This is a genomic window from Sphingomonas sp. G-3-2-10, from assembly GCF_012927115.1.
Classification (GTDB): domain Bacteria; phylum Pseudomonadota; class Alphaproteobacteria; order Sphingomonadales; family Sphingomonadaceae; genus Sphingomonas.
Window position 1 is genome coordinate 288,342 of the sequence record NZ_JABBFY010000003.1, and the last position, 21,191, is coordinate 309,532.

General features: G+C 66.9%; 20 protein-coding genes. 7 read left to right on the plus strand and 13 right to left on the minus strand.

The window, feature by feature from the left end:
- Positions 1 to 26: 26 nt before the first annotated feature.
- Positions 27 to 902 carry an N-acetylmuramic acid 6-phosphate etherase gene (locus HHL13_RS21995; protein ID WP_169558112.1) on the plus strand — a complete coding sequence of 292 codons (876 nt, stop codon included), beginning with the start codon at positions 27 to 29 and terminating at the stop codon, positions 900 to 902.
- Here the strand turns inward: HHL13_RS21995 and HHL13_RS22000 are convergent.
- From HHL13_RS22000 to HHL13_RS22050, 11 genes are all read right to left on the minus strand, one after another.
- Complete coding sequence (locus tag HHL13_RS22000) at positions 889 to 1,341, minus strand: YaiI/YqxD family protein (RefSeq protein WP_169558113.1); 453 nt, start codon at positions 1,339 to 1,341, stop codon at positions 889 to 891. The two genes, HHL13_RS21995 and HHL13_RS22000, sit on opposite strands and share 14 nt — an antisense overlap.
- Positions 1,338 to 3,161 (minus strand): DEAD/DEAH box helicase, encoded by a 1,824-nt coding sequence (locus tag HHL13_RS22005; protein WP_169558114.1) that lies wholly within the window; start codon positions 3,159 to 3,161, stop codon positions 1,338 to 1,340. Before HHL13_RS22005 ends, HHL13_RS22000 begins: the two co-directional genes overlap by 4 nt.
- A gap of 212 nt (positions 3,162 to 3,373) precedes the next feature.
- Positions 3,374 to 3,760 (minus strand): hypothetical protein, encoded by a 387-nt coding sequence (locus HHL13_RS22010; RefSeq protein ID WP_169558115.1) that lies wholly within the window; start codon positions 3,758 to 3,760, stop codon positions 3,374 to 3,376.
- 47 nt (positions 3,761 to 3,807) lie between these two features.
- Complete coding sequence (locus HHL13_RS22015) at positions 3,808 to 4,968, minus strand: NAD(P)/FAD-dependent oxidoreductase (RefSeq protein ID WP_169558116.1); 1,161 nt, start codon at positions 4,966 to 4,968, stop codon at positions 3,808 to 3,810.
- Between the two features lie 18 nt (positions 4,969 to 4,986).
- Positions 4,987 to 5,166, minus strand: coding sequence for a hypothetical protein (locus HHL13_RS22020; protein ID WP_169558117.1), 180 nt, complete (start codon positions 5,164 to 5,166; stop codon positions 4,987 to 4,989).
- A 9-nt stretch (positions 5,167 to 5,175) separates the two neighbouring features.
- A complete protein-coding gene (locus HHL13_RS22025; protein ID WP_169558118.1) occupies positions 5,176 to 5,937 on the minus strand; it encodes an alpha/beta hydrolase in 762 nt (253 codons plus the stop codon).
- A 4-nt stretch (positions 5,938 to 5,941) separates the two neighbouring features.
- Positions 5,942 to 6,781: an alpha/beta hydrolase gene (locus HHL13_RS22030; RefSeq protein ID WP_169558119.1), complete on the minus strand. Its 840-nt coding sequence runs from the start codon at positions 6,779 to 6,781 to the stop codon at positions 5,942 to 5,944.
- A gap of 182 nt (positions 6,782 to 6,963) precedes the next feature.
- A complete protein-coding gene (locus HHL13_RS22035; RefSeq protein ID WP_169558120.1) occupies positions 6,964 to 7,770 on the minus strand; it encodes an alpha/beta hydrolase in 807 nt (268 codons plus the stop codon).
- A 158-nt stretch (positions 7,771 to 7,928) separates the two neighbouring features.
- Positions 7,929 to 9,476, minus strand: a complete 1,548-nt coding sequence (locus HHL13_RS22040) for a PAS domain S-box protein (protein WP_169558121.1) — start codon at positions 9,474 to 9,476, stop codon at positions 7,929 to 7,931.
- Positions 9,477 to 9,500: 24 nt separating this feature from the next.
- A complete protein-coding gene (locus HHL13_RS22045; RefSeq protein WP_169558122.1) occupies positions 9,501 to 9,860 on the minus strand; it encodes a response regulator in 360 nt (119 codons plus the stop codon).
- Positions 9,861 to 9,979: 119 nt separating this feature from the next.
- Positions 9,980 to 10,597: a response regulator transcription factor gene (locus tag HHL13_RS22050; RefSeq protein ID WP_169558123.1), complete on the minus strand. Its 618-nt coding sequence runs from the start codon at positions 10,595 to 10,597 to the stop codon at positions 9,980 to 9,982.
- Between the two features lie 99 nt (positions 10,598 to 10,696).
- Between HHL13_RS22050 and HHL13_RS22055 the strand changes: the two genes are divergently transcribed.
- Both HHL13_RS22055 and HHL13_RS22060 read left to right on the plus strand, forming a co-directional pair.
- The gene (locus HHL13_RS22055; protein ID WP_169558124.1) at positions 10,697 to 12,940 is read left to right on the plus strand and encodes an adenylate/guanylate cyclase domain-containing protein; all 2,244 of its coding nucleotides are present in this window, start codon (positions 10,697 to 10,699) and stop codon (positions 12,938 to 12,940) included.
- 87 nt (positions 12,941 to 13,027) lie between these two features.
- A complete protein-coding gene (locus tag HHL13_RS22060; RefSeq protein ID WP_169558125.1) occupies positions 13,028 to 13,315 on the plus strand; it encodes a GIY-YIG nuclease family protein in 288 nt (95 codons plus the stop codon).
- Between the two features lie 54 nt (positions 13,316 to 13,369).
- Here HHL13_RS22060 and HHL13_RS22065 read toward each other — a convergent pair whose 3' ends face one another.
- On the minus strand, positions 13,370 to 14,311 hold the full coding sequence (locus HHL13_RS22065) for a tetratricopeptide repeat protein (RefSeq protein WP_169558126.1): 942 nt from the start codon (positions 14,309 to 14,311) through the stop codon (positions 13,370 to 13,372).
- An 81-nt stretch (positions 14,312 to 14,392) separates the two neighbouring features.
- On the opposite strand from HHL13_RS22065, the gene HHL13_RS22070 reads away from it, so the two are divergent.
- The 4 genes from HHL13_RS22070 to HHL13_RS22085 are packed head-to-tail and all read left to right on the plus strand — an operon-like array spanning position 14,393 to position 20,335.
- Entirely contained in the window at positions 14,393 to 16,840 is a 2,448-nt protein-coding gene (locus tag HHL13_RS22070; RefSeq protein ID WP_346775628.1) for a cyclic nucleotide-binding domain-containing protein, read from the plus strand.
- Positions 16,840 to 17,706, plus strand: a complete 867-nt coding sequence (locus HHL13_RS22075; protein ID WP_169558127.1) for a hypothetical protein — start codon at positions 16,840 to 16,842, stop codon at positions 17,704 to 17,706. The genes HHL13_RS22070 and HHL13_RS22075 overlap by 1 nt, the downstream gene beginning before the upstream one ends.
- Positions 17,707 to 17,719: 13 nt before the next feature.
- Positions 17,720 to 19,453 (plus strand): cytochrome c3 family protein, encoded by a 1,734-nt coding sequence (locus HHL13_RS22080; protein WP_169558128.1) that lies wholly within the window; start codon positions 17,720 to 17,722, stop codon positions 19,451 to 19,453.
- 15 nt (positions 19,454 to 19,468) lie between these two features.
- A complete protein-coding gene (locus HHL13_RS22085) occupies positions 19,469 to 20,335 on the plus strand; it encodes a phosphodiesterase (protein WP_169558129.1) in 867 nt (288 codons plus the stop codon).
- Between the two features lie 3 nt (positions 20,336 to 20,338).
- On the opposite strand, the gene HHL13_RS22090 is transcribed toward HHL13_RS22085, so the two are convergent.
- Entirely contained in the window at positions 20,339 to 21,181 is an 843-nt protein-coding gene (locus HHL13_RS22090) for a hypothetical protein (protein ID WP_169558130.1), read from the minus strand.
- Positions 21,182 to 21,191 lie beyond the last annotated feature (10 nt).

A 21,191-nucleotide genomic window follows, 5' to 3' on the forward strand; every position in this document is an offset into this window, starting at 1 on the left:
TTCCGCGCCTTCATTCGAGAGTGAGCATGTCCACCGAAACCGTCGATCCGCGCTTCATCGATATCGATCTCTGGCCGACCCAGGTCGCGATCGAGGCGATGCTGGAGGGCCAGATGGCGGCGATGGCGACGATCCGGGGACAGGCGGGCGCGATCGCGGCTGCGGCGGAGGCCGCGGCCGACCGGCTGCGGCGCGGGGGACGGCTGGTCTATGCCGGAGCGGGCACCTCTGGCCGCGTCGCGGTGCAGGACGGAGTCGAGCTGGGGCCGACCTATGGCTGGCCCGAGGACCGGACGGTGTATCTGATGGCGGGCGGGCGCAAGGCGCTGACCGATGCGGTCGAAGGCGCCGAGGACGATGCCGAAGCGGCGCGGGCGGAGATCGCCGAAGCCGGCGTCGGCCCCGACGATGTGGTGATCGGCGTCGCGGCGAGCGGGCGGACGCCTTACACCGTCGCGGCGGTCGAGGCCGGCCGCGCAGCCGGTGCGCTGACGCTCGGCATATCCAACAATCCCGATACGCCCTTGCTGGCGGCGGCCGAGCATCCGCTGCTGATCGAGACGGGCAGCGAGCTCGTCGCCGGATCGACGCGGATGAAGGCGGGCAGCGCGCAAAAGGCGGTGCTCAACCTCTTCTCCACCGCGACGATGATCCGGCTGGGGGGCGTCTATCGCGGCCGGATGGTCGGGATGCGCATCTCGAACATCAAGCTGGGCAAGCGCGCCGTGGCGATGGTGGCCGAACTGGCCGAAGTCGATGGCGGAACCGCGCAGGCGGCGCTGGACGCGGCCGGCCGCGATATCCGCAAGGCCGTGCTGATCGCGAAGGGCATGGATGGCGACGCCGCCGATGTCGCGCTGGCCGAAGCCGGGGGCGATTTGCGCCGGGTTATCGGCGCCTGAGCTGAACCAGCGCGGTGTCGAGCGCCTGAAGGAAGCGCGAGCGATCGGTTTTCGAGAAGGGCGCGGGGCCGCCAAGCTGCTCCCCGCCCGCGCGCAGATCGGCCATGATCGCGCGGGTGGCGATGGCGCCGCCGATCGAACTGGTGGTGAAGGGCTTGCCGGTGGGCGACAGCACCATCGCCCCGGCCTTCAGCGCGCGATCGGCGAGCAATATGTCGGCAGTGATGACGATGCTTTCCGTATTGGCCTGTTCCGCGATCCAGTCGTCCGCCGCGTCGAAGCCGTCGCTCACCGTCACCCGCTTGAGCAACGGATGCTGCGGGATGCGCAGGAAGCTGTTGCTCACCACCGTGACGGGCGCCTCGTGCCGGAAGGCGACCTTGTAGATCTCCTCCTTCACCGGGCAGGCGTCCCCATCGACGAGGATGTGCGGCGTCACCGCTTGGGCGGACCCTTGCGGAACGGCTTGGCGTGATGGCCGCCGGGGCCACCCGGACGCGGACCGCGAGGACCGTCGCCACGCGGACCGTCACCTCGCGGCGCGAACCCGCGCGGGCCGTCCGGACGCGGGCCACCGGTGCCGCGCGGCGGGCCGGCGGGACGGTTCGGGCCGTTGCGGGTCAGGCGCGGACGCTCCTGCATCGGAGCGGGGCCGCCTTCGGCCTGCTCGATACGGAGGCCGCTTTCCTCCTCGCCTTCGTTCGCGGTGCGAGCGAGGGCTGAGCTGAACTTCGCGGCAATGGCGCGCGGCACCTGGAACATCGTCTCGTTCGGACCGATGCGGATCGCGCCGATCTCGTTCTTGGTGATGTGGCCGCGACGGCACAGCAAGGGCAGGATCCAGCGCGGATCGGCATTCTGGCGGCGGCCGATATCCATGCGGAACCACACGATATCCTCGAAGCCGGCACGGTGCGCCGGCTGGCGTTCGTCGCGCCGGTCCGAATGGCTGCGGTCGCTCAGTTCTTCCGGGCTGGGAAGCTTGCCGCGATGCGCCTGAACCAGTGCGGCGGCGATATCCTCGGGGCTGCGCTCGGCGAGCAGCCGCGCGGCGAGAGCGCGATCCTCGTCGTCGAACTCGGCCGGTTCGAGCAGATTGACCAGCAGCCGCTCATGATCCTGTGCGCGGATCGTTTCGGGCGTCGGCGCGTCGATCCATTCGAACTCGATGCGCGCGCCCTTCAGCACCTGCTCGACGCGACGGCGGCGCGGATAGGGGACGATCAGGACGGCGGTGCCCTTCTTGCCCGCGCGGCCGGTGCGGCCCGAACGGTGCTGGAGCGTCTCGGCGTCGCGCGGCAGCTCGACATGGATGACGAGGCTGAGCGTGGGCAGATCGATGCCGCGCGCGGCGACGTCGGTCGCGACGCAGACGCGGGCGCGGCGGTCGCGCAGGGCCTGCAGCGCATGGTTGCGCTCGTTCTGGCTATGCTCGCCCGACAGCGCGACTGCAGCGAAACCGCGCTCGACCAGAGTCGCGTGCAGGCGGCGGACATTGTCGCGCGTCGCGCAGAACAGCATCGCCGTCTCGGCTTCGTGGAAGCGCAGCAGGTTGATGACCGCGTGCTCGATGTCCGACGGGCTGACCGCGACGGCCTGATAGCTGATGTCGCCATGACCGCGATCCTCGCCGACGGTCGAGATGCGCAGCGCGTCGCGCTGATAGCGCTTGGCCAGCGCCACGATCGGCTTGGGCATGGTCGCGGAGAACAGCAAAGTGCGGCGCTCGCCCGGCGTCGCGTCGAGGATTTCCTCGAGGTCCTCGCGGAAGCCCATGTCGAGCATCTCGTCGGCTTCGTCGAGCACGGCGACGCGCAGCGCCGACAGATCGAGCGCGCCGCGTTCGAGGTGATCACGCAGACGGCCGGGCGTGCCGACGACGATATGCGCGCCATAGCTGAGGTTGCGGCGTTCCTTCGAGGCATCCATCCCGCCGACGCAGGTCGCGATGCGCGCGCCGGCATTGCCATAGAGCCACATCAGCTCGCGGCTGACCTGCAGCGCGAGTTCGCGGGTCGGGGCGATGATCAGCGCGAGCGGCTCGCGGCTGGGGACCACGCGGCCGTCCTCGCCGAGCAGCTCGTTGGCCATTGCGAGGCCGAACGCGACGGTCTTGCCCGATCCGGTCTGCGCGGACACGATCAGATCGCGGCCGTGGGCCTCGGCTTCGATGACGGCGGCCTGCACGGCCGTGGGCGCGGCATAGCCACGCGCTGCGAGCGCTTCCGAAAGAAGCGGCGGGAGATTCGAAAATGGCATGAACGCGCCACATGGGCGCGATGGGGGCAAAGGGCAAGGCGGAAGTTGTACGGAGGGGAGGCGCGGTGCGGAGGAGCGTCCGCCGGACAATGGGCCGATTTGGGCGATTGTGAAACAATGTTGCGCGTGATCCCGCGCGGCGATTGACGCGGCAAAGGCGAGGCGGCGGCGACAGGCGATAAAGGGCGCGGCGACTGAACGTGCCTTAGCGATCAATCGCCGCGAACCGCATCCGGAATCAGGGCCAGAAGACCGCCAGAGAAGATCAGGATGGGCAGAAGGATCGATAGAAAGGCCCAGCCGATATCGACGCCGCCGCCCGGAGTCGCTGCTTCGGGAAGGTAGATCAGTCCCCATGCGGCAAGAGTGAGCGCCAGCGCGACAAGCCACGGCCCGCGTTTGCGGATGCCGAGGATTGCATAGGCGAGGAAGGGCGTGGCGACCTGCAGGATCCGGGCGGCGCTGTACTCATCCCAATATCCGGCGACGCCGGACGGACTGCCGGCCGCGACGACCGCGTTGCAGGCGGCGATGACCACGACGCCGATCAGGATGGCGAGGGCGGCCAGCGGTGCGGTTCTGGCGAGGTAATCGCGCATGGGAGCGACGTAATCCTGCGCGCGGGGGCGGTCAAACCGATGCGCGGTCAGATCGCCTGCCCCGCCGCCACGCCGCTCGCCCAGGCCCATTGGAAGTTGTAGCCACCGAGCCACCCCGTCACGTCCACCGCTTCGCCGATGGCGTAGAGGCCGGGGACCTTGCGGGCTTCCATTGTCTGAGACGACAGACCGGCGGTGTCGATGCCGCCGATGGTGACTTCGGCCTTGGCGAAACCTTCGGTCCCGTTGGGGACGAAGCGCCACGCGGACAGCGCGCGCTCGGCTTCGGCGAGCTTCCTGTCGGTCATGCCGACCAGTTCGCCCGGCAGCCCGAGCTTCTCCGCCAGCACTTCGGCGAGGCGATCGGGCAGGGTTTCGCTCAGCAGCTTGCGCAGCGTGGTGCGCGGACGGGTGCGCTTGGCATCGGTCAGCCAGCTGGCAGGAGCAGCGGGCAGGAAGTCGATGCCGATCGCCTCGCCGTGGCGCCAATAGCTGGAGATTTGCAGGATCGCCGGGCCGGAAAGGCCGCGATGGGTGAACAGCGCGGCTTCGCGGAACCGGGCCTTGCCCGCGCTGGCGACCACATCGGTCGCGACGCCGGACAAGTCGCGGAACAGGGCTTCCTCGCCGCTCAGCGTCAGGGGAACGAGCGCGGGGCGCGGCTCGACCACCTTCAGCCCGAAGCGGCGGGCGAGGTCATAGGCGAAGCCGGTTGCGCCCATTTTCGGGATCGAGGGGCCGCCGGTGGCGATCACCAGCGACGGCGCGATGGCGTCCCCGACGCGGTAATGCATGCCGTCATGGCTGATTTCGGGCGTGGCGCGGCCGGTGACGATCTCGACCTTGCCGATCGCGCATTCGCCTAGCAGCATCTCGACGATCTGCCTGGCCGAACCGTCGCAGAAAAGCTGGCCGAGGGTCTTTTCGTGCCACGCGATGCCGTGGCGCTCGACCAGATCGAGGAAATCGCGCGCGGTGTAGCGGCTGAGCGCGGACTTGGCGAAATGCGGGTTGCCCGACAGGTAGCGATCGGGCGCGGTGCCGATATTGGTGAAGTTGCAGCGCCCGCCGCCCGAGATCAGGATCTTCTTGCCGACGCGATCCGCATGGTCGAGCAGCAGCACGCGGCGGCCACGCTGGCCCGCGGTCGCGGCGCACATGAGGCCGGCGGCGCCTCCGCCGAGGATGATGGCGTCGTATTCAGTCATGAGAGTGGAAGGCGCGGATCAGCGCAGCTTCGCGATGTTCAGCCCGTCCAGCTTGGCGCGGTCCTTCACCGATTCCTCGCTGCGGGTCAGCGCCTTGGCGATCGCCTTCAGCGCCATGCCCTTCTTGGCCAGCGTGTGCAGCTTCTGGATCTCGTCGGTGCGCCAAGGCTGGCGGTGGCGTTCGAATTTCTCGCTCATGCGCGGGCCTTAGCCCAAAGTCGCGATCCAATCGAGACACGCCTGCGCGACCTGCTCCCAGCCGGGTTCGTTCAGCAGGAAATGCGAGCGTGCGCCGAGATCGAGATAGTCGGTCCGTGCCCGGCTGCGGCGCTGGATGCGGTAGGCCGATCGCGAGATGTGCGAGGTGACGAGGCGGTCGAGATCGCTGCCGGTAATCAGCAGGGGCTGGGTGCGGCGAGCGGGCACGATCCCCGTGCCGATCCAGCTTGCCCCCTGATAGAAGATGCGGCCCGGCGCGGGGATTACGAAGCTGTCAAATGCCGCGTCGGATTGCGCGCGGGGGGCGGCGTTGGCGAAGCGGCGGAACCAGCGATCGCGGGTGAAGGCATAGGGCCGGTTCCAGCCGTTCCAGCGCGTGACGATCGGCAGGATCGCGCCGATCGACGTCGGGCCGGGGATCACCCCGCCGATGGGGGCCGGGTTCACCGCGATTCCTGCCCGGCCCGCGCCGCGATCGAGCAGCATCTGCGTGAGCAGTCCGCCAAAGCTGTGGCCGATCAGGATCGCGCCTTGCGGGATTTGCGGCTGGAGATGATCGGCGATGGCGTTGACGGTCAGGCCGCCGAAACCCTCGGGCGGAGCGGCGTTGATCTCCGCCGCGGTATGCCCCGCGAGGAACGGCCATGTCGGCGTGTGGACGACATGGCCGGCGGCTTCGAGGAAGCAGCGGAGATCGTCCCAGCTGGCGGTGGTCACCCAGGCGCCGTGGATCAGGACGATCTCCGCCATTTCGTCAGGCCTCGGTCAGCACTTTGGCGGTCGCGAAAGCCAGCAGATCGGCGTTGAACCGGTCCTGCTCGACCGTGGCGAGGCCGTGGCTGCTACCTTCGTAGATCTTCAGCTCGGAGCCGGCGACGATCTCGTGCGCCTTAAGCGCGGCGGCGCCGATGGGAACGATCTGGTCGTCGCTGCCGTGGATGAACAGCGTCGGCACGTCGATCGCCTTCAGGCCCGGCGTGTAGTCGACTTCGGAGAATTCGTGGATGCAGTCGAGCTGGCCCTTCAGCCCACCCATCATGCCCTGCAGCCAGAAACTCTCGCGCACGCCTTCGCTGATCTTCGCGCCTTCGCGGTTGTAGCCGTAGAAGGGGATGGTCAGATCCTTGTAGAACTGGCTGCGGTCGTCGAACGTGCCCTTGCGGATGCCGTCGAACGCCTCGATCGGAGTGCCTTCGGGATTGGCGTCGGTCTTGAGCATCAGCGGCGGGACCGCGCCGACCAGCACCATCTTGGCGACCCGCGAGGTGCCGTGGCGGCCGACATAATGGGTGATCTCGCCGCCGCCGGTCGAGTGGCCGACCAGGATGATGTCCTTCAGGTCGAGCTGGGTGATGAGCGACTGGAGATCGTCGGCATATCGATCCATGTGGTTGCCGTCCCAGGTCTGGTCCGAACGGCCGTGGCTGCGGCGGTCGTGCGCGATCACGCGGAAGCCGTTCTGGCCCATGAAGACCATCTGGCCATCCCACGCATCGCCGCTCAGCGGCCAGCCGTGCGAATAGAGGACCGGCTGTCCGGTACCGTGATCCTTGTAGAAGATGTTCGTGCCGTCGTCGGTGGTGATGAAGGGCATGGGAAGCTCCTGTCACTGGGGTTTTGGGGAGGGAATCGCCCACGGCCAGACTATCAGGCACCGGCGTGAATTGACACCGATGTCAGATGAGTCGCGAAGCGAGGTCTGAGGGATCGCGAAGCGGTGCCCGGGCGGTCGGGAGGGGAGGGACCGCCCGGGCTTGCTTCAAGACGGGCCGGGGGTCAGGCCGCCTTGGAAATCGTCGCGATCTTGCCGGGGCGGGCATGGCCGACCGCCCAGCCAAGGGCATAGTCCGCGACCTGCTCCCACCCGGCATCGATGCCGGTCCAGTGCGAGCGGCCGGGGAATTCCTTGTACTCGGTGATCGAAGGCGCCTGGAGCTGCTTCTTGTAGATCGCGCGGGTCATGCTGGCGTCGGCGATCAGATCGATTTCACCGCCGATCAGCAACAGCGGTGCGCGGTGCGGATTCTTCCAGTTGATCTTGATCTTCCCGACGACGCCGTTCCAGTAAACCCGGCCGGGCGTGGGGATGATGTAGCGATCGTAGAGCGCATCGGCCTGATCCTTGGGCGCGGTCTGGGCAAAGCGGTTCTTGAAATAGCCGCGCGACATCGTCTTGGCCTTGAGCCAGCTGAACGGATCGCCAAGCACCGGCAGCGCCGACCAGATCGCGCTCGGCCCCAGCGGCACGCCGGGGGTGGGGGCGGGGTCGATGGCGACGCCGGCGACACCGAGGCCCATGTCGAGCAGATGCTGGACGAACACGCCGCCGAGCGAATGGCCGATCAGGATCGGTTCTTCGGGAAGGTCGCGGATGATCGCGGCATAGTGCGCGATGATCTGGCGCTGGCTCAGCGACTTCAGCGCGGGATCGGGATCGGCGCGCAGATCGGCTGGATCGCGATCGTCATAGGGCCAGTCCGGCGCGACGACGGTGTATCCCTGCGCTTCGTAGCGCGCCTTGAAGCCTTCCCAGCTCTTCGAATTGAGCCAGGCGCCGTGGATGAGAACGATGGTCTTCGACATGATCCGATCCTCCTGTTGGGGGACGGTCAGCCTTGCTTCCGTCCATGTAGGTAGAATGACGGAGGGTCGGGCGCGGCGATATTACGCGGGCGGGTGCGGAGGTAATACGTTGGTATGAGGCGGCGATCTTCTTAGCCCTCTCCCGCTTGCGGGAGAGGTTAGACGGAGGGCAACGTCACCGTGAACCGCGCCCCGGTCTCGCCATTGGCCGCGCGGATCGTGCCGCCATGTGCCTCGGCGATGCTGCGGCAAATCGGCAGGCCCATGCCCATGCCGGTGGATTTGGTGGTGTAGAAGCTGTCGAACAGCCGCTCCGGGTCGCCGGGGATGCCGGGGCCGTTATCCTCGACGGTCAGGGTGACGCCATCGTCGCAGGTGGCGGTGGTGAAGCGGATCGTGCGGTCGGCGGCGCCATCGGCCATTGCCTGCGCCGCGTTGACCGCGAGGTTGACGATCACCTGCTGGAGCTGGGTGCGGTCGGCCAGCGTTTCCGGGAGGTCGGGCGTCAGATGGCGCTCGACCGCGACCTGCCGGCCCTGAAGGTCATGGCCGAGGAAGACGAGCGTCTCTTCGACCAGCGCGTTCAGCGACAGCGGCAGGCGCTCGGGCTCGCGGCGTTCGGCCATCGCGCGGACGCGGGCGATGATCGATGCGGCGCGGCGGGCGTCGGCGACGATGCGATCGGCGAGATCGCGGACTTCGCCCAGATCGGGCTGTTCGTTCGCCAGCCAGCGCAGGCTCGCCGATCCGCTGGTGGCGATCGCGGCGAGCGGCTGGTTGACCTCATGCGCGATCGACGCGGTCAGCTCGCCCAGCATCGATACCCGTGCGGCATGGGCGAATTCGGACTGGAGCCGGGCGAGCGCGGCTTCGGCTTCCTTGCGCGCGGAAATATCGACCACGCCGATCAGCATGATCCCGCGCTTGCGCGCTTCCTGACACAGCGAGACGGTGAACAGCACGTCGATCTGGCTGCCATCGACGCGGTTCAGCCGGGTCTCGGTCATCAGATAGGGCTGGCGGGTCATCGTCGCGACCAGCGCGTCGATATAGATATGCTCGCTTTCGCGCGGCCAGAAATGGTCGATCGTGCGGCCCTTCAGTTCCTCGATCTCGGTCGCGCCGAACAGTTGCAGCGCCTGCGGGTTCACGTCGCCGATGGTCGCGCGGCGCATCGTCTCGCGCAGGAAGTCGCGGTTCGCGTGGAGATGGGCACCCAGATCGGTGACGCCCTGATCCCGCAGTGGGATCAGCATCGCGCCTACGCCGGTGAAATCGACTTCCCAGAAGGCGACGGCCATCGCCTGGAACATGTTGCGATAGCGATATTCGCTCAGCCGCAGCGCATCCTCGGCGGCCTTGCGCCGGGTAATGTCGCGCGCGGTCTCGACGATCCGGACCATGTTGCCATGCGCATCGCGTTCGAGCGTCCACCGCACGTCTAGCACCAGATCCTGTCCCGACGCGGTGCTGCGGGTCAGTTCGCCTTCCCAGCGATCGCCGGCGTGGAGCGCGGCTTCGAGATCGTCGAGCGGAGTTTCATGGCGGCTGTTCAGCAGTTCGTGGAGCTTGCGGCCCAGCGCATCGGCGCGGGCATGGCCGTACAACGTTTCGCTGGCCTTGTTCCACGACAGGATATGACCCCAGGCGTCGCGCGTGACGACGCTTTCATGGACGAGATCGAGAATGTCGGCCGGGGTCCCCACGCTGCTACTGTCCCCGAGGGCGCTTCAGGAGTCCAGCGCGCGGCGGATGCACTCGGCCAGCGTATCGGTCTCGAACGGCTTGCGCAGCAGACAGCGGACGCCTGCTGCCTCGGCGCGCTCGTCGATGCTGCGCTCGGTGCGCGCGGTGACGAGGATGACGGGCAGCGTGCCCTTCATCCGCGTGCTGAGATCGAGGCCGTCGATGCCGGGAAGCTGGTAGTCGGAGACGAGGCAATCGGCGCGGCTGCTGGCGTCGCCATCGAGGAAATCCTCCGCCGACGCGAAGCCTTCGCCCGCGTAACCGAGCGAGCGCACGAACCCCAGCAGAGCGGGGCGCAGCGATTCATCGTCCTCGACGATAGCGATCAGGGGCCTGGCAGACACGCGACTCATATCCTTCACTGGGGAAGGTGATGCGACGCCGTCCCTTGACCCTCATCTGCGCCAAAGCGATGCAGACGGGAATAATCCGTTGGTATTACGGGGTTCTACGGCATCCCGTTTCAGGAAGCGGCGAGGCCGAGCTTACCGGCCATGCGGACCAGATCGGGCAGGGTGCGTGCGCCCATTTTGCGCATCCCCGCGCCGCGATGGATCTTTACCGTCACTTCGGACAGGCCGAGTTCGTAGGCGACCTGCTTGTTCAGCTTGCCGGTGACGACCAGAGCCATCACCTGCTGCTCGCGCGGAGACAGCGTGGCGTAGAGGCTGCGCAGCCCGGCATCGTCGCTGGCTTCGGCACGGCGCTTCGCATCGCGGTCCATCGCCGCGGCGACGGCGTCGAGCATGTCCTGATCGCGGAAGGGCTTCACGAGGAAGTCGACCGCGCCGGCCTTCATCGCGCGGACGGACATCGGGATATCACCGTGCCCGCTCATCAGGATCGCGGGCAGGGCGATGCCGAGTTCGTCGAGCCGGTCCTGAAAGTCGAGGCCGCTGATGCCGGGCATCCGCACGTCGAGCACAAGGCAACCCGGCGCGTCCTCGCGGTCGGCAGCGAGGAAGTCGGCGACCGACGCATGACCGCGCGCGGCCAGCCCGACCGAGCGGAACAGGCTCTCCAGCGCCGCACGAAGCGACGAATCGTCATCGACGATGTGGATGATCGCGCTGTCAGCCATTCGTCCGGGATAAGGACAGCCTTGCGGCGGGGCAACAAGCCGATGTGGTTCCGAAACGATTTCCTTGTGGTAAGACCTGTCGCGAGGGGATCGGGCGATATGCGCGAGTTCTGGATCAAATTCCGGCGCAAACTGGGCATGGCGGTGCCCGGGCTGGTGGTGATCGTGGTGGTGATCGCCCTGAACTTCGTCGGCGTGAAGCAGCTCGACCAGCTCGGGCCCTTGCTGTTCGACACCTATCAGCGCGCGGCGCCCCGGCCTTATCAGGATGCGGGCGTCCGCGTCGTCGATATCGACGAACAGTCGATCGAGAAGCTGGGCCAATGGCCGTGGCCACGCACCGACATCGCCGAACTGACGAAGCGGCTGACCGATGCCGGGGCGGCGGTGATCGCCTATGACGTGGTCTTCTCCGAACCCGACCGCACGTCGGCCGCGCGCCTTGCCGAGCGCGCGCGCAAGGAGAATGCCGATCCCAAGGTGATCGCCGCGCTGGAGCAACTGCCCGATACCGACGCGGTGCTGGCCGAGACCTTCCGCCAGTCTCCGGTGGTGCTGGGCTTTTTCCTCGGCCGGGGCGCGAAGGGGCCGAATGTCGAGCCCAAGGTCGGCCTCGCCTTCGGCGGATCGCCGCCCAACGACCTGAACTATATCTTCCAGAACGCCACCCAGCCGCTGCCCGCGCTGCGCGAGGCGGCGTCGGGGCTGGGATCGGTCAGCCGGATCGGCGACACCGACGGGATCGTCCGGCAGGCGCCGCTGATCTTCGTGCAGAACGGCGAATTCCTCACCTCGCTGTCGGTCGAGGCGCTGCGCGTGGCGCAACAGACCGATTCGGTGGTTGTGAAGACCAGCGACGCCAGCGGCGAGATCGGCAGCAACGGGCAAGTCGATCCGGTGTCGGTGAAGGTCGGCGATTTCGTGATCCCCACCAATGTGCGCGGCGAGATGTGGATCTACTACACCGCCGACGCGCCGCAGCGGACCGTGCCGGCGTGGAAGATCCTGACCGGCGCCTTGCCCCCGGCCGAGATGGAGCGGCTGTTCGGCGGCCAGATCGTCTATATCGGCACCAGCGCGCCGGGCCTGTACGATCTGGTCTCCACGCCGTTCAGGGATCGCGAGGCCGGGGTAATGGTCCATGCCCAGGCGACCGAGCAGATCATCGCCGGAAAGGCGCTGACCCGGCCCGACTGGGCGCCGGGCGCGGAGCGGTTCGCGCTGGCGCTGTTCGGCGTGTTGATGGCGCTGCTGCTGCCCTGGCTCGGCGCGACGCGGGGTGCGGTGCTCGGGCTGGTGATGGTCGGCGGCATGGCGGCGGCCAGCTGGCTCTCGTTCCGCCAGAATCTGATCCTGCTCGACCCCACCTATCCGATCCTCGGCCTGATCGGCGTGTGGGTGGTCGGCACGGTCGCGACCTATTATCGCGAGGAACGGCAGCGCGCCTATATCCACCATGCATTCGATCGCTATCTCTCGCCCGAACTGGTCAAGCGCATTGCCGACGATCCCAGCCGGCTGGAACTGGGGGGCGAGACCCGCGAGATGACGGTGATGTTCTGCGATATCCGCAGCTTCTCGCGCATTTCGGAGAAGCTCGGCGCGCAGGAAGTGATCCGCTTCCTGATCGCCTTCCTCACGCCGATGACCGACGTGCTGCTCAAGCGCAAGGCGACGATCGACAAGTTCATCGGCGACGCGATCCTCGCCTTCTGGAACGCACCGCTGGACGACGAGGATCAATATGCCAATGCCGCGCGCGGCGCGCTGGAGATGGCGGAGCGGCTCAAGTCGCTGAATGCCGAGATGGCGGCGCAGAGCGAGGTGCCGTGGCCGGGCGACGTGGCGATCGGGATCGGGCTGAACGCCGGGCCGTGCTGCGTCGGCAATATGGGGTCGGCCCAGCGGCTGAGCTATTCGCTGATCGGCGACACGGTGAACCTCGCGTCGCGGATCGAGGGGCTGACCAAATATTATGGGGTGACGATCGCGATCGGCGACGATCTGCAGAAGCATATCCCGAACTTTGCGACGGTGCCGCTGGATCTGGTGCGCGTGGTGGGCCGCGACACGCCCGAACTCATCTATGCGCTGCTCGGGGACGAGACGATGATGCTCGAGCCGGGCTTCCAGGGGTTCGCGGAAAATTATGCCGCGATGGGCGTGGCCTATCGCGCGCAGAACTGGGACCGTGCCGACGCGTTGCTGGCCGAGACCGCAGGGATGGCGGGGACGCACGGGCTGGCGAAGCACCATGCGCTGATGGCGAGCCGCGTGGCGGCCTGTCGCGAAACGCCGCCGGGCACGGATTGGGACGGGGTGTTCGGGGCGACGGAGAAATGAGGCTGAGGGTCAGGAAGCGTCTCGCGTCGTCATCCCCGCGAACGCGGGGACCCATCTCCTGAAGGAGCCGCACGCAGGACGGACGAGATGCCGGGCTATCTTTACATCATCGCAAACCGCAAGCTGGGCGCACTCTACACAGGTGTAACCAGCGATATCCCAGCTCGGATGATCCAGCATCGCGAAGGGACCGGAAGCAAGTTCGCCAAAGAATACGGTATCTCGCGGCTGGTCTATGTCGAGGTCTATGAGAATATCGAAGACGCCATCAGGCGCGAGAAGGCGATCAAGAAATGGCGCCGGGCGTGGAAGATCGAACTTGTCGAGACGATGAATCCCGATTGGCGAGACCTGTTCCTTGATCTCAATCGTTGAGCCGCGGGCTTGCTCCGGAGATGGGTCCCCGCGTTAGCGGGGATGACGTTGGGGTTAAACCCCCGGCACCCGCAACGCCTTCGCTTCGCTCTCAAGCCGCCCCTTCGCCTCCGGATTGGCGGTCACCGCATCGCGATAGGCTTTCGTGGCCTTGTCCGGTTCACCCAGCGTCATCCGGCTGCGCATCAGCATCACCCAGCCGCCGATATTCTTCGGATCGCCCTTCAGCCGGTTTTCCAGATTGCCGACCATGCCGCGCGCCATCGCGTCCTGGTCGGTCGGAGAGAGCTTGCCCGCCTCGCGGACCTGCTCGGCATTGGGGCCGGGGATGCCGGAGGCGGCGGGCAGCGTGGGCGGCGGCGCTGCCGGTCCGGCCGGAGCGGGCTGGCGGATCGCGGCGATGCGGGTTGCGACGGGGATATTCTCGCGCTGCCCCACCTGTTCGATGGTGCGGCGAAGATCGGCTTCCCACGGTGCGCCGGGCGGTGTGTCCGCGAGCAAGGCCAGCCAGTCGTCGATTGCGCCCTTGTGATCCTTCGCCAGATCCTTGCGGACGGCCATGAAATAGCGTGCGGACGGATCCTTCGGATCGATCGCCAGCGCTTTCTGGAACGCGGTGACCGACGCTTCGGGCATGGGATCGCGCGGATTGGCATAGATGCGCGCTTCGCCGAGCAGCGACCAGAGGTTCGAGCGATCGGGTGCCAGCGTGGTTGCGCGGTCGAGCGCAGCGACGGCTTCACCATATTGCTCGCGCTCGAAATGGGCAGTCGCCAGGCGCGCCCATGAATCCGGATCGTCGGGTTTGGCGCGGACGGCGGCCTGAAGCTCCTCCAGCGTCGGCGCATCGCCATCGGCGCTGATGTTGATCGCGGCTGGTACCTCGCCACGCTCACGCATCACCGAGTAACCCAGCGCGACGATCAGCAGCGCCGCGGCGCCCAGAAAGGCCGGAATCGCCCATTTCGGCGTCTGATTTTCGGATTCCCCGGCCATTCTTCCCCCACGCTTATCGCTGGCGCACTTGCACGGTCGTGATAGTGTGTCGGTGGGGGCAGGAAGCGCAAGGGGGAGTGTGTGGCGGATCGCGTGCGCATCGCGATCGTGGGATCGGGCCCCGCCGGCCTGAGCGCCGCCGCGCGTGCCGCACAGCTTGGCCTGAGCCATGTGCTGCTCGAAAAGACCGATCACCTCAGCGACACCATCTACAAATACCAGAAGGGCAAGCACGTCATGGCGACGCCCAGCGCGCTGGTGCTTCGCTCCGACATGGATTTCGACGCGGGCAAGCGCGAAGCGGTGCTGGGGACGTGGGACCGGCAGGCCGCGGCGCAGAAGGTCAATGTCCGCTACCGCAGCGACGTGAAGGCGATCGAAGGCGAGGCGGGGGCGTTCCTGCTGACGCTGACCGATGGCGCCAGGATCGAAGCCGAGACGGTGGTGCTGGCGATCGGGACTCAGGGGAACCCCAATCTGGTCCGCTGCCCCGGTGCGGCCCTGCCGCACGTCCAGTATCAGCTCGACGATCCCGGCGAATATGTCGACGAGCATATCACCGTCATCGGCTCCGGCGATGCGGGGATCGAAAATGCGCTGGGTCTCGCGGCGGATGCGGCGCAGGGCAACACCGTCACCATCCTCAACCGCTCGGCCGATTTCGCGCGGGCGAAGGGCGCGAACGTCAAGCTGTTGCAGGAAGCCGCCGATTCCGGGCGGATCAGCATCCGGCTGGAGACGACGCCCGCCGAGATTCGCCCGGGCGAACTGGTGCTGGAGACGCGCGACGGGCAGGAGACGATCCGCTGCGACCGGGTGATCGCGCGGATGGGGTCGGCCGCGCCGCGCGCGTTCGTCGAAAGCTGTGGCATCGAGTTTTCGAGCGCCGACCGCGAAGCCTTTCCCAAACTCTCGCCGACCTTCGAAAGTACCAAGCCCGGCATCTTCGTGATCGGCGCGCTGGCGGGCTATCCGCTGATCAAGCACTGCATGAACCAGGGCCATGACGTCATCGAGTTCATCAATGGCAACAAGGGCCTGAAGCCCGCCGACGAGCCGTTGTTGGAGGCCAAGTTCGCGCGGTTCAAGGCGAAGCGGAGCGTGGACGAGTGGCTCGAACTGTTGCGCTCGAACGTGGGCATCCTCAACGAGTTGTCGCCGCTGCAGATGCGCGAATTCATGCTCGATTCCGAAGTGCGCAGCTACAAGGCGGGCGAGGAGATATTCGAGCGCAACGATCCCGGATCGTCGCTGTTCGCGATCGCGCAGGGTTCGGTGCTGGTTGAGGTCGATCCGAAGAACCGCAACGTCACCGTGCCGATCGAGCAGGGATCGATCTTCGGCGAAGTCGGGCTGATCTCCGGGCGGCGGCGCGGCGCGACGGTGCGCGCGGGCGAGAATGCGGTGGTGGTCGAGATTTCGCGGACCGCCGCGCTCAAGCTCATGGCGTCGGTGCCCGCGGCGAAGCGCGCGGTGACCCGCATCTCGGTCGAGCGGCAGTTGCTGCAATTGTTCGGATCGGGGCTGACCGCGGCGGACCTGACCGAAGTGCTCGACACCAGCGACCTGATCACCGTGCCGGCGGGCAAACATATCCTGACCGAAGGCGAGGAGGGGCAGGACATCTGCGTCATCCGCGTCGGATCGATGATCATCGAGAAGTCGATCGGCGGGCGCCCGGTGTTCCTCAATTACCTTCCCGCCGGCTCCTATGTCGGCGAGATGGCGCTGATCTCGGGCGGGCGGCGCACTGCCACCGTCAAGGCCGCGATCAAGTCCGAAGTCATCCGGCTGAAGGGTGAGGCGTTCCTGAAACTGCTCGCCGCGAAGCCCCGGCTGCTCGAAAAGCTGAAGGCCGACATGGCCAGTCGGCAGAACGTCAACGCCTTTATCGAGAGCAAGAAGAACAGCTTCTCCGGCGTGGTCGACATGTATTCGCAGACCGCGGCGTTCCTGGTCGAGAACGGTATCGGCGAAGCGACCGACGTGCTGCTGATCGACGAGAATCTGTGCGTCGGCTGCGACAATTGCGAGAAGGCGTGCGCGGATAGCCATGAGGGCCTGAGCCGCCTCGATCGCGAGGCAGGGCGGACCTATGCCCATCTCCACGTGCCGACATCATGCCGCCACTGCGAGCATCCGCACTGCATGGCCGATTGTCCGCCCAACGCGATCCATCGCGGGCCGGACGGCGAAGTCTTTATCGACGAGAAATGCATCGGCTGCGGCAATTGCCAGCGCAACTGTCCCTATGGCGTGATCCGTATGGACAGCGTGCCGCCGAAGAAGCCGCCGATCTTCGCATGGCTCGCCTTCGGCGTCGGCCCCGGACCGGGCGAGCCGGGCAAGAAGTGGAAATACAAGGACAAGAAGGACGGGATCGAGAAGCCGAAGAAGGCGATCAAGTGCGACATGTGCGCCGGCATCAAGGGCGGCCCGGCCTGCGTCCGCGCCTGCCCGACCGGAGCGGCGATCCGCGTGGCGCCCGAGGAATTCCTTGGTGTGTCGCGGCTGGAACGTGAGGACTGATGGCCAGCCGGGCGATCCGGGGCCGCGACGCCGCGCTGCATGAGGGATTCTTGCGCCACAAGGGGTTTCGCTGGCTCAAGGTTTCGGCGCTGTTGTGCCTGATCGTGACCGCCGGCTATTTCCTCGCGGACGTGAAGCCGCGGCCCAATGGCGGCAGCTGGTATGGCTATACGCTCGGCACGATCGGGGTGCTGCTGATCCTGTGGCTGACCGCGCTGGGCATCCGCAAGCGGGCGATGACGCGCGGGCGCTGGAGCCTGAAGGCGTGGACCAGCGCGCATGTCTATCTCGGCCTCAGCCTGATCGTGATCGGTACGCTGCACACCGGGTTCCAGCTCGGGTGGAACGTCCATACGCTCGCCTGGGCGCTGATGATGCTGGTGATCCTCAGCGGCATCTGGGGCGTCACGGTATATGCGACCCTGCCGCGCGCGCTGAGTTCCAACCGCGAGGAACTGACCCAGACGCAGATGCTGGAAGGGTTGCGCGCGATCGACCGGCAGCTGCACGAAGCGGCCCAGCCACTCGACGCCAAAGCCGCCGGTTGGGTGCAGAAGTCGCTGGAGCAGAACCCGTTCGACGGGGGCATATTCCGCCGCCTGTCGGGCAAGTATCGCGGCTGCGCGACCGCGAAGGCGCTGGCGAAAATCCGAAAGGTGACCGCTGACCGCCCCGATCTGGGCGACGATCCGCTGGAAAAGGTGGATTCGCTGCTCGAGCGCAAAAAGGCGATGCTGGCGCGGGTGCGCGAGCATCTGCGGCTGAAGGCGATGCTGGAGATCTGGCTGTTCGTCCATGTGCCACTGACCTTCGCGCTGATCGCGGCGCTGACCGCGCACATCGTCTCCGTGTTCTTCTTCTGGTGATCGGGAGCGCGGCATGGCCTTCCTGATCCGCACCGTTTCGACCACCGCCGATGGCCGCGAGATCGTCCGCGAGACGCGGGTCGATCAAGACGCGATCGGTGTGGGCCGGCTCGCCTCGAACGAGCTGTCGCTGCCCGACCTGAGCGTCGAGCCGAACCATGCCCGGATCGAGCGCAAGGACGACCGGCGGATTTCGGTGACGGCACTGGGCCTTGGCTTCGGGGTCGACGGACGCAGTGCGAAGCGGATCGACATTAATGCGGCCAAGGGCGCGGAGCTGGCGTTCGGCGGGCACCGGATCACCGTGTCGCGCAATCCCGAAGGCGATATCGTCCTCGCAGTGCGCCGGGTCGAGGCGCTGTCCGATGCCGAGGAGGAGCGCGACGAAGCCTCCGCCTTCTCGCTGCGCGGCAAGCTGCCGGGGAAGCGCGCGACGGCATGGCTGCTGATCGCGGCGGTGCTGATCGGCTTCCTCGCGATTCCCGTGTGGAGTTTCGTGTCGCACCGCTTCGGACCGGAGCGGACGATCTACGAAGCACAGGCGCAGAAGAGCTGGTCGAGTGGGCCGCTGTCCGCCGCGCACCATGCACTGGAGGCCAGGTGCGAGACTTGCCATGAGCAGGCCTTCGTATCGGTGCGCGATACCGCCTGCCTGACCTGTCACAAGGACACGCACGATCACGCCCCGCCCGCGCGGATCGGCAAGGCGCGAGCCGAGCCGGGTGCTTGGGGCAAATTCCTCAATTCGGTGGCGAGCACGTTCAACAAGCCGGGGCCGGGTGCCTGCGTCGATTGCCACACCGAGCATGAAGGCGCGGGGCCGATGGCCGCGACGCCGCAGGCTTTCTGCGCCGAATGCCATACCGGGCTGAGCCAGCGCCTGCCCGATACGAAGCTGGGCAATGCCGGCGATTTCGGCACGTCGCATCCGCAGTTCCGCCCGGTGGTGGGGGGCGAGCGCGTGTCGCTGGATGCGAAGCCGCGCGATCCCACGGGCCTCAAATTCCCGCACGATCTGCATCTGAGCCGCACCGGCGGCGTGGCGCGGATGGGGCAGACACTGCGCGGCCGCTATCCGTTCGGCGATGCGCTGGAGTGCAAGGATTGCCATACGCCGACGGCGGACGGGACCCGGTTCCAGCCGGTCGAGATGGAGCGCAACTGCGGCATGTGCCACAGCCTCGCCTTCGACCGGATCGGCGGCACGGTGCGCACGCTGCGGCACGGCGACGTCGCGCAGATGGTCGCCGATCTGCGCGCGACGTGGCGCGGGCGGACGGTCTCGCCGCCGCCGGGGATGATCGAGGGACGCCGCCGGCCGGGCAATTATGCCGCCGGCCAGACCTATTATGCGCGCTTCGGTCCCAATCGCGGCAGTTCGGCCGAAGGGATCGTGCGGCAGGTGTTCGCCGGCGCGGGCGTCTGCACCGAATGCCATACCGTCATTCCGCCCTCGGGCGGGCGCGACTGGAGCGTGGCGCCGGTGTTCCAGCAGGCGCGCTTCTTCCAGCATGGCTGGTTCGATCATGCCGCGCACAGGACCGAGAGCTGCGCCAGTTGCCACAAGGCCGATGCCAGCGGCACCGCGAACGACCTGTTACTGCCCGGAATCGGGACGTGCCGGACGTGTCATGGCGGCGAAGCATCGAAGGCGCAGGTTCCTTCCGGTTGCGCAATGTGTCACAGCTATCACTTGAGCGATGGGGCGCCCTGGCAGCCGAAACGCACCGCCGGGAGGCGAAATTGAGGGGGAGGCGAGCGAATGCTGATCGCTCAGATCACCGATATCCATGTCGGCTTCGAGCCGAACAATCCCGATGAGTATAACCAGAAGCGGCTGGCCAATGTGCTGCAGCATGTGCTGCACGGCCCGAACCGGCCCGATCTGATGCTGGTGACCGGTGACCTGACCGAGCGCGGCGATGTCGAGAGCTATAAGCGGCTCAAGGAACTCCTGTCGGACTGCCCGTTCCCCTGGTATCCGATCGTCGGCAATCACGATGACCGCACCAACTTCTCGCGCGCCTTTCCGGACGTGCCGACCCCGGGCGGGTTCGTGCAATATGTCGTCGATCAGGGCGGGCTGCGGCTGATCTTCCTCGATACGCTGGAGGAAGGGCGGCATGGCGGCGCGTTCTGCGAGGTCCGTGCGGCATGGCTGGCCGAGCGGCTGGCCGAGGCGCCGGAAACCCCCACCGTCATCGTGATGCACCATCCGCCGATCGATGTCGGGATCGACTGGATGCGCACGCATCGCAACGAACCCTGGGTCGCGCGCCTCGCCGCGACGATCGAGGGGCACCATCAGGTGCGGACGATCCTGACCGGGCATCTCCACCGCCCGATCGTGTCGCAATGGAAGGGAACGACCGTGGCGATCTGTCCGGCATCAGCCCCCGGCGTTGCGCTCGACCTGCGCCCGATGGACCCCGAAGCGCCCGACCTGCGCCCGATGGTGGTGGCCGACATGCCCGGCTACGCGCTGCACTGGTGGGATGCGGGCGAACTGGTGACGATGTTCGACTTCGCCGAAGACCCGGTGCCGCTGGCCAAGTTCGACAGCCGGATGCAGGGGCTGGTGAAGCATTTGATGATCGACGAACGGCCGGGGACGGAGCCGTCTCACTGAGCGTCAGTCGGCGATCACCCACCGGCCCTTGCGCAAGCGATAGACGAAGGGCGTGACGCATCGCTCCTGCTGGGCACAGTCGTCGGCGACGGCCTTTTTCATGCCTTCGAAATCCTCGCCCTCCGGCATGATGCCGATCACCACCAGCCGATCCGACGTCGCGGCGACAAACAGATCGGGGCCGGTCTGAATCGCCAGCCGCTCCCATGACGGCAGATCGATCAGGAGGGCCGGAAGATAGCCCTCGCCCTCGAGGACGACCGGCCCGCGCTTCAGGTCCTCGGCCTTCGGCAAGGCGGGGAGGATTCCGCGGGTCTGGGCGTGCGCGCGGAGCCATGCCTGATCGCGGGTAAGCTTCATATCGCCGAGCGACTTGTCGCCGATGACGCCGATCGCCTCGGGCATATCGAAAGCGAGGAACGCATAGAGGCCTTCGCCGATGGGCTCGTGGATCGCGGGATCCTGACCAGCCTTTCCGGGCATGTTGTGCGTGATGTAATCGAGATATTGCTGGTCGCGGACGACGAGGCGCAGGCTTTCCGGAGTGGGGTCTTCGGTCTTCGTGGTCAGCTTGCGCACGAACTCGCTCTTGGCGGTCTCACATTCTTCCTCGCTCGACTGGCTGCAATAATAGTCGATCCGGTGGAGGTTGATTTCAGCTTCGTCCCACTCACCGCCCTTGATCCGGATGACCAGCGGTTCGCCGGCCTTCAGGTTGAGCTGGCTGCCGGGCAGCGCCTTGCTGAAGCGCTGGAGCATGTCCCGCTCGAACGGCGTGCCGGATCGCTGGGCGGCAGCGGGCAGCGCGAACAGCAGTGTCGCAAGCGCAGCGAGGATCAGACGCATCGGGATCAGC

Coding starts and splice junctions, on each gene's coding strand:
- HHL13_RS21995 (WP_169558112.1), top strand. CDS start 27: ATGTCCACCGAAACCGTCGATCCGCGCTTCATCGATATCGATCTCTGG.
- HHL13_RS22005 (WP_169558114.1), bottom strand. CDS start 3,161: ATGCCATTTTCGAATCTCCCGCCGCTTCTTTCGGAAGCGCTCGCAGCG.
- HHL13_RS22010 (WP_169558115.1), bottom strand. CDS start 3,760: ATGCGCGATTACCTCGCCAGAACCGCACCGCTGGCCGCCCTCGCCATC.
- HHL13_RS22015 (WP_169558116.1), bottom strand. CDS start 4,968: ATGACTGAATACGACGCCATCATCCTCGGCGGAGGCGCCGCCGGCCTC.
- HHL13_RS22020 (WP_169558117.1), bottom strand. CDS start 5,166: ATGAGCGAGAAATTCGAACGCCACCGCCAGCCTTGGCGCACCGACGAG.
- HHL13_RS22025 (WP_169558118.1), bottom strand. CDS start 5,937: ATGGCGGAGATCGTCCTGATCCACGGCGCCTGGGTGACCACCGCCAGC.
- HHL13_RS22030 (WP_169558119.1), bottom strand. CDS start 6,781: ATGCCCTTCATCACCACCGACGACGGCACGAACATCTTCTACAAGGAT.
- HHL13_RS22035 (WP_169558120.1), bottom strand. CDS start 7,770: ATGTCGAAGACCATCGTTCTCATCCACGGCGCCTGGCTCAATTCGAAG.
- HHL13_RS22050 (WP_169558123.1), bottom strand. CDS start 10,597: ATGGCTGACAGCGCGATCATCCACATCGTCGATGACGATTCGTCGCTT.
- HHL13_RS22055 (WP_169558124.1), top strand. CDS start 10,697: ATGCGCGAGTTCTGGATCAAATTCCGGCGCAAACTGGGCATGGCGGTG.
- HHL13_RS22060 (WP_169558125.1), top strand. CDS start 13,028: ATGCCGGGCTATCTTTACATCATCGCAAACCGCAAGCTGGGCGCACTC.
- HHL13_RS22065 (WP_169558126.1), bottom strand. CDS start 14,311: ATGGCCGGGGAATCCGAAAATCAGACGCCGAAATGGGCGATTCCGGCC.
- HHL13_RS22075 (WP_169558127.1), top strand. CDS start 16,840: ATGGCCAGCCGGGCGATCCGGGGCCGCGACGCCGCGCTGCATGAGGGA.
- HHL13_RS22080 (WP_169558128.1), top strand. CDS start 17,720: ATGGCCTTCCTGATCCGCACCGTTTCGACCACCGCCGATGGCCGCGAG.
- HHL13_RS22085 (WP_169558129.1), top strand. CDS start 19,469: ATGCTGATCGCTCAGATCACCGATATCCATGTCGGCTTCGAGCCGAAC.
- HHL13_RS22090 (WP_169558130.1), bottom strand. CDS start 21,181: ATGCGTCTGATCCTCGCTGCGCTTGCGACACTGCTGTTCGCGCTGCCC.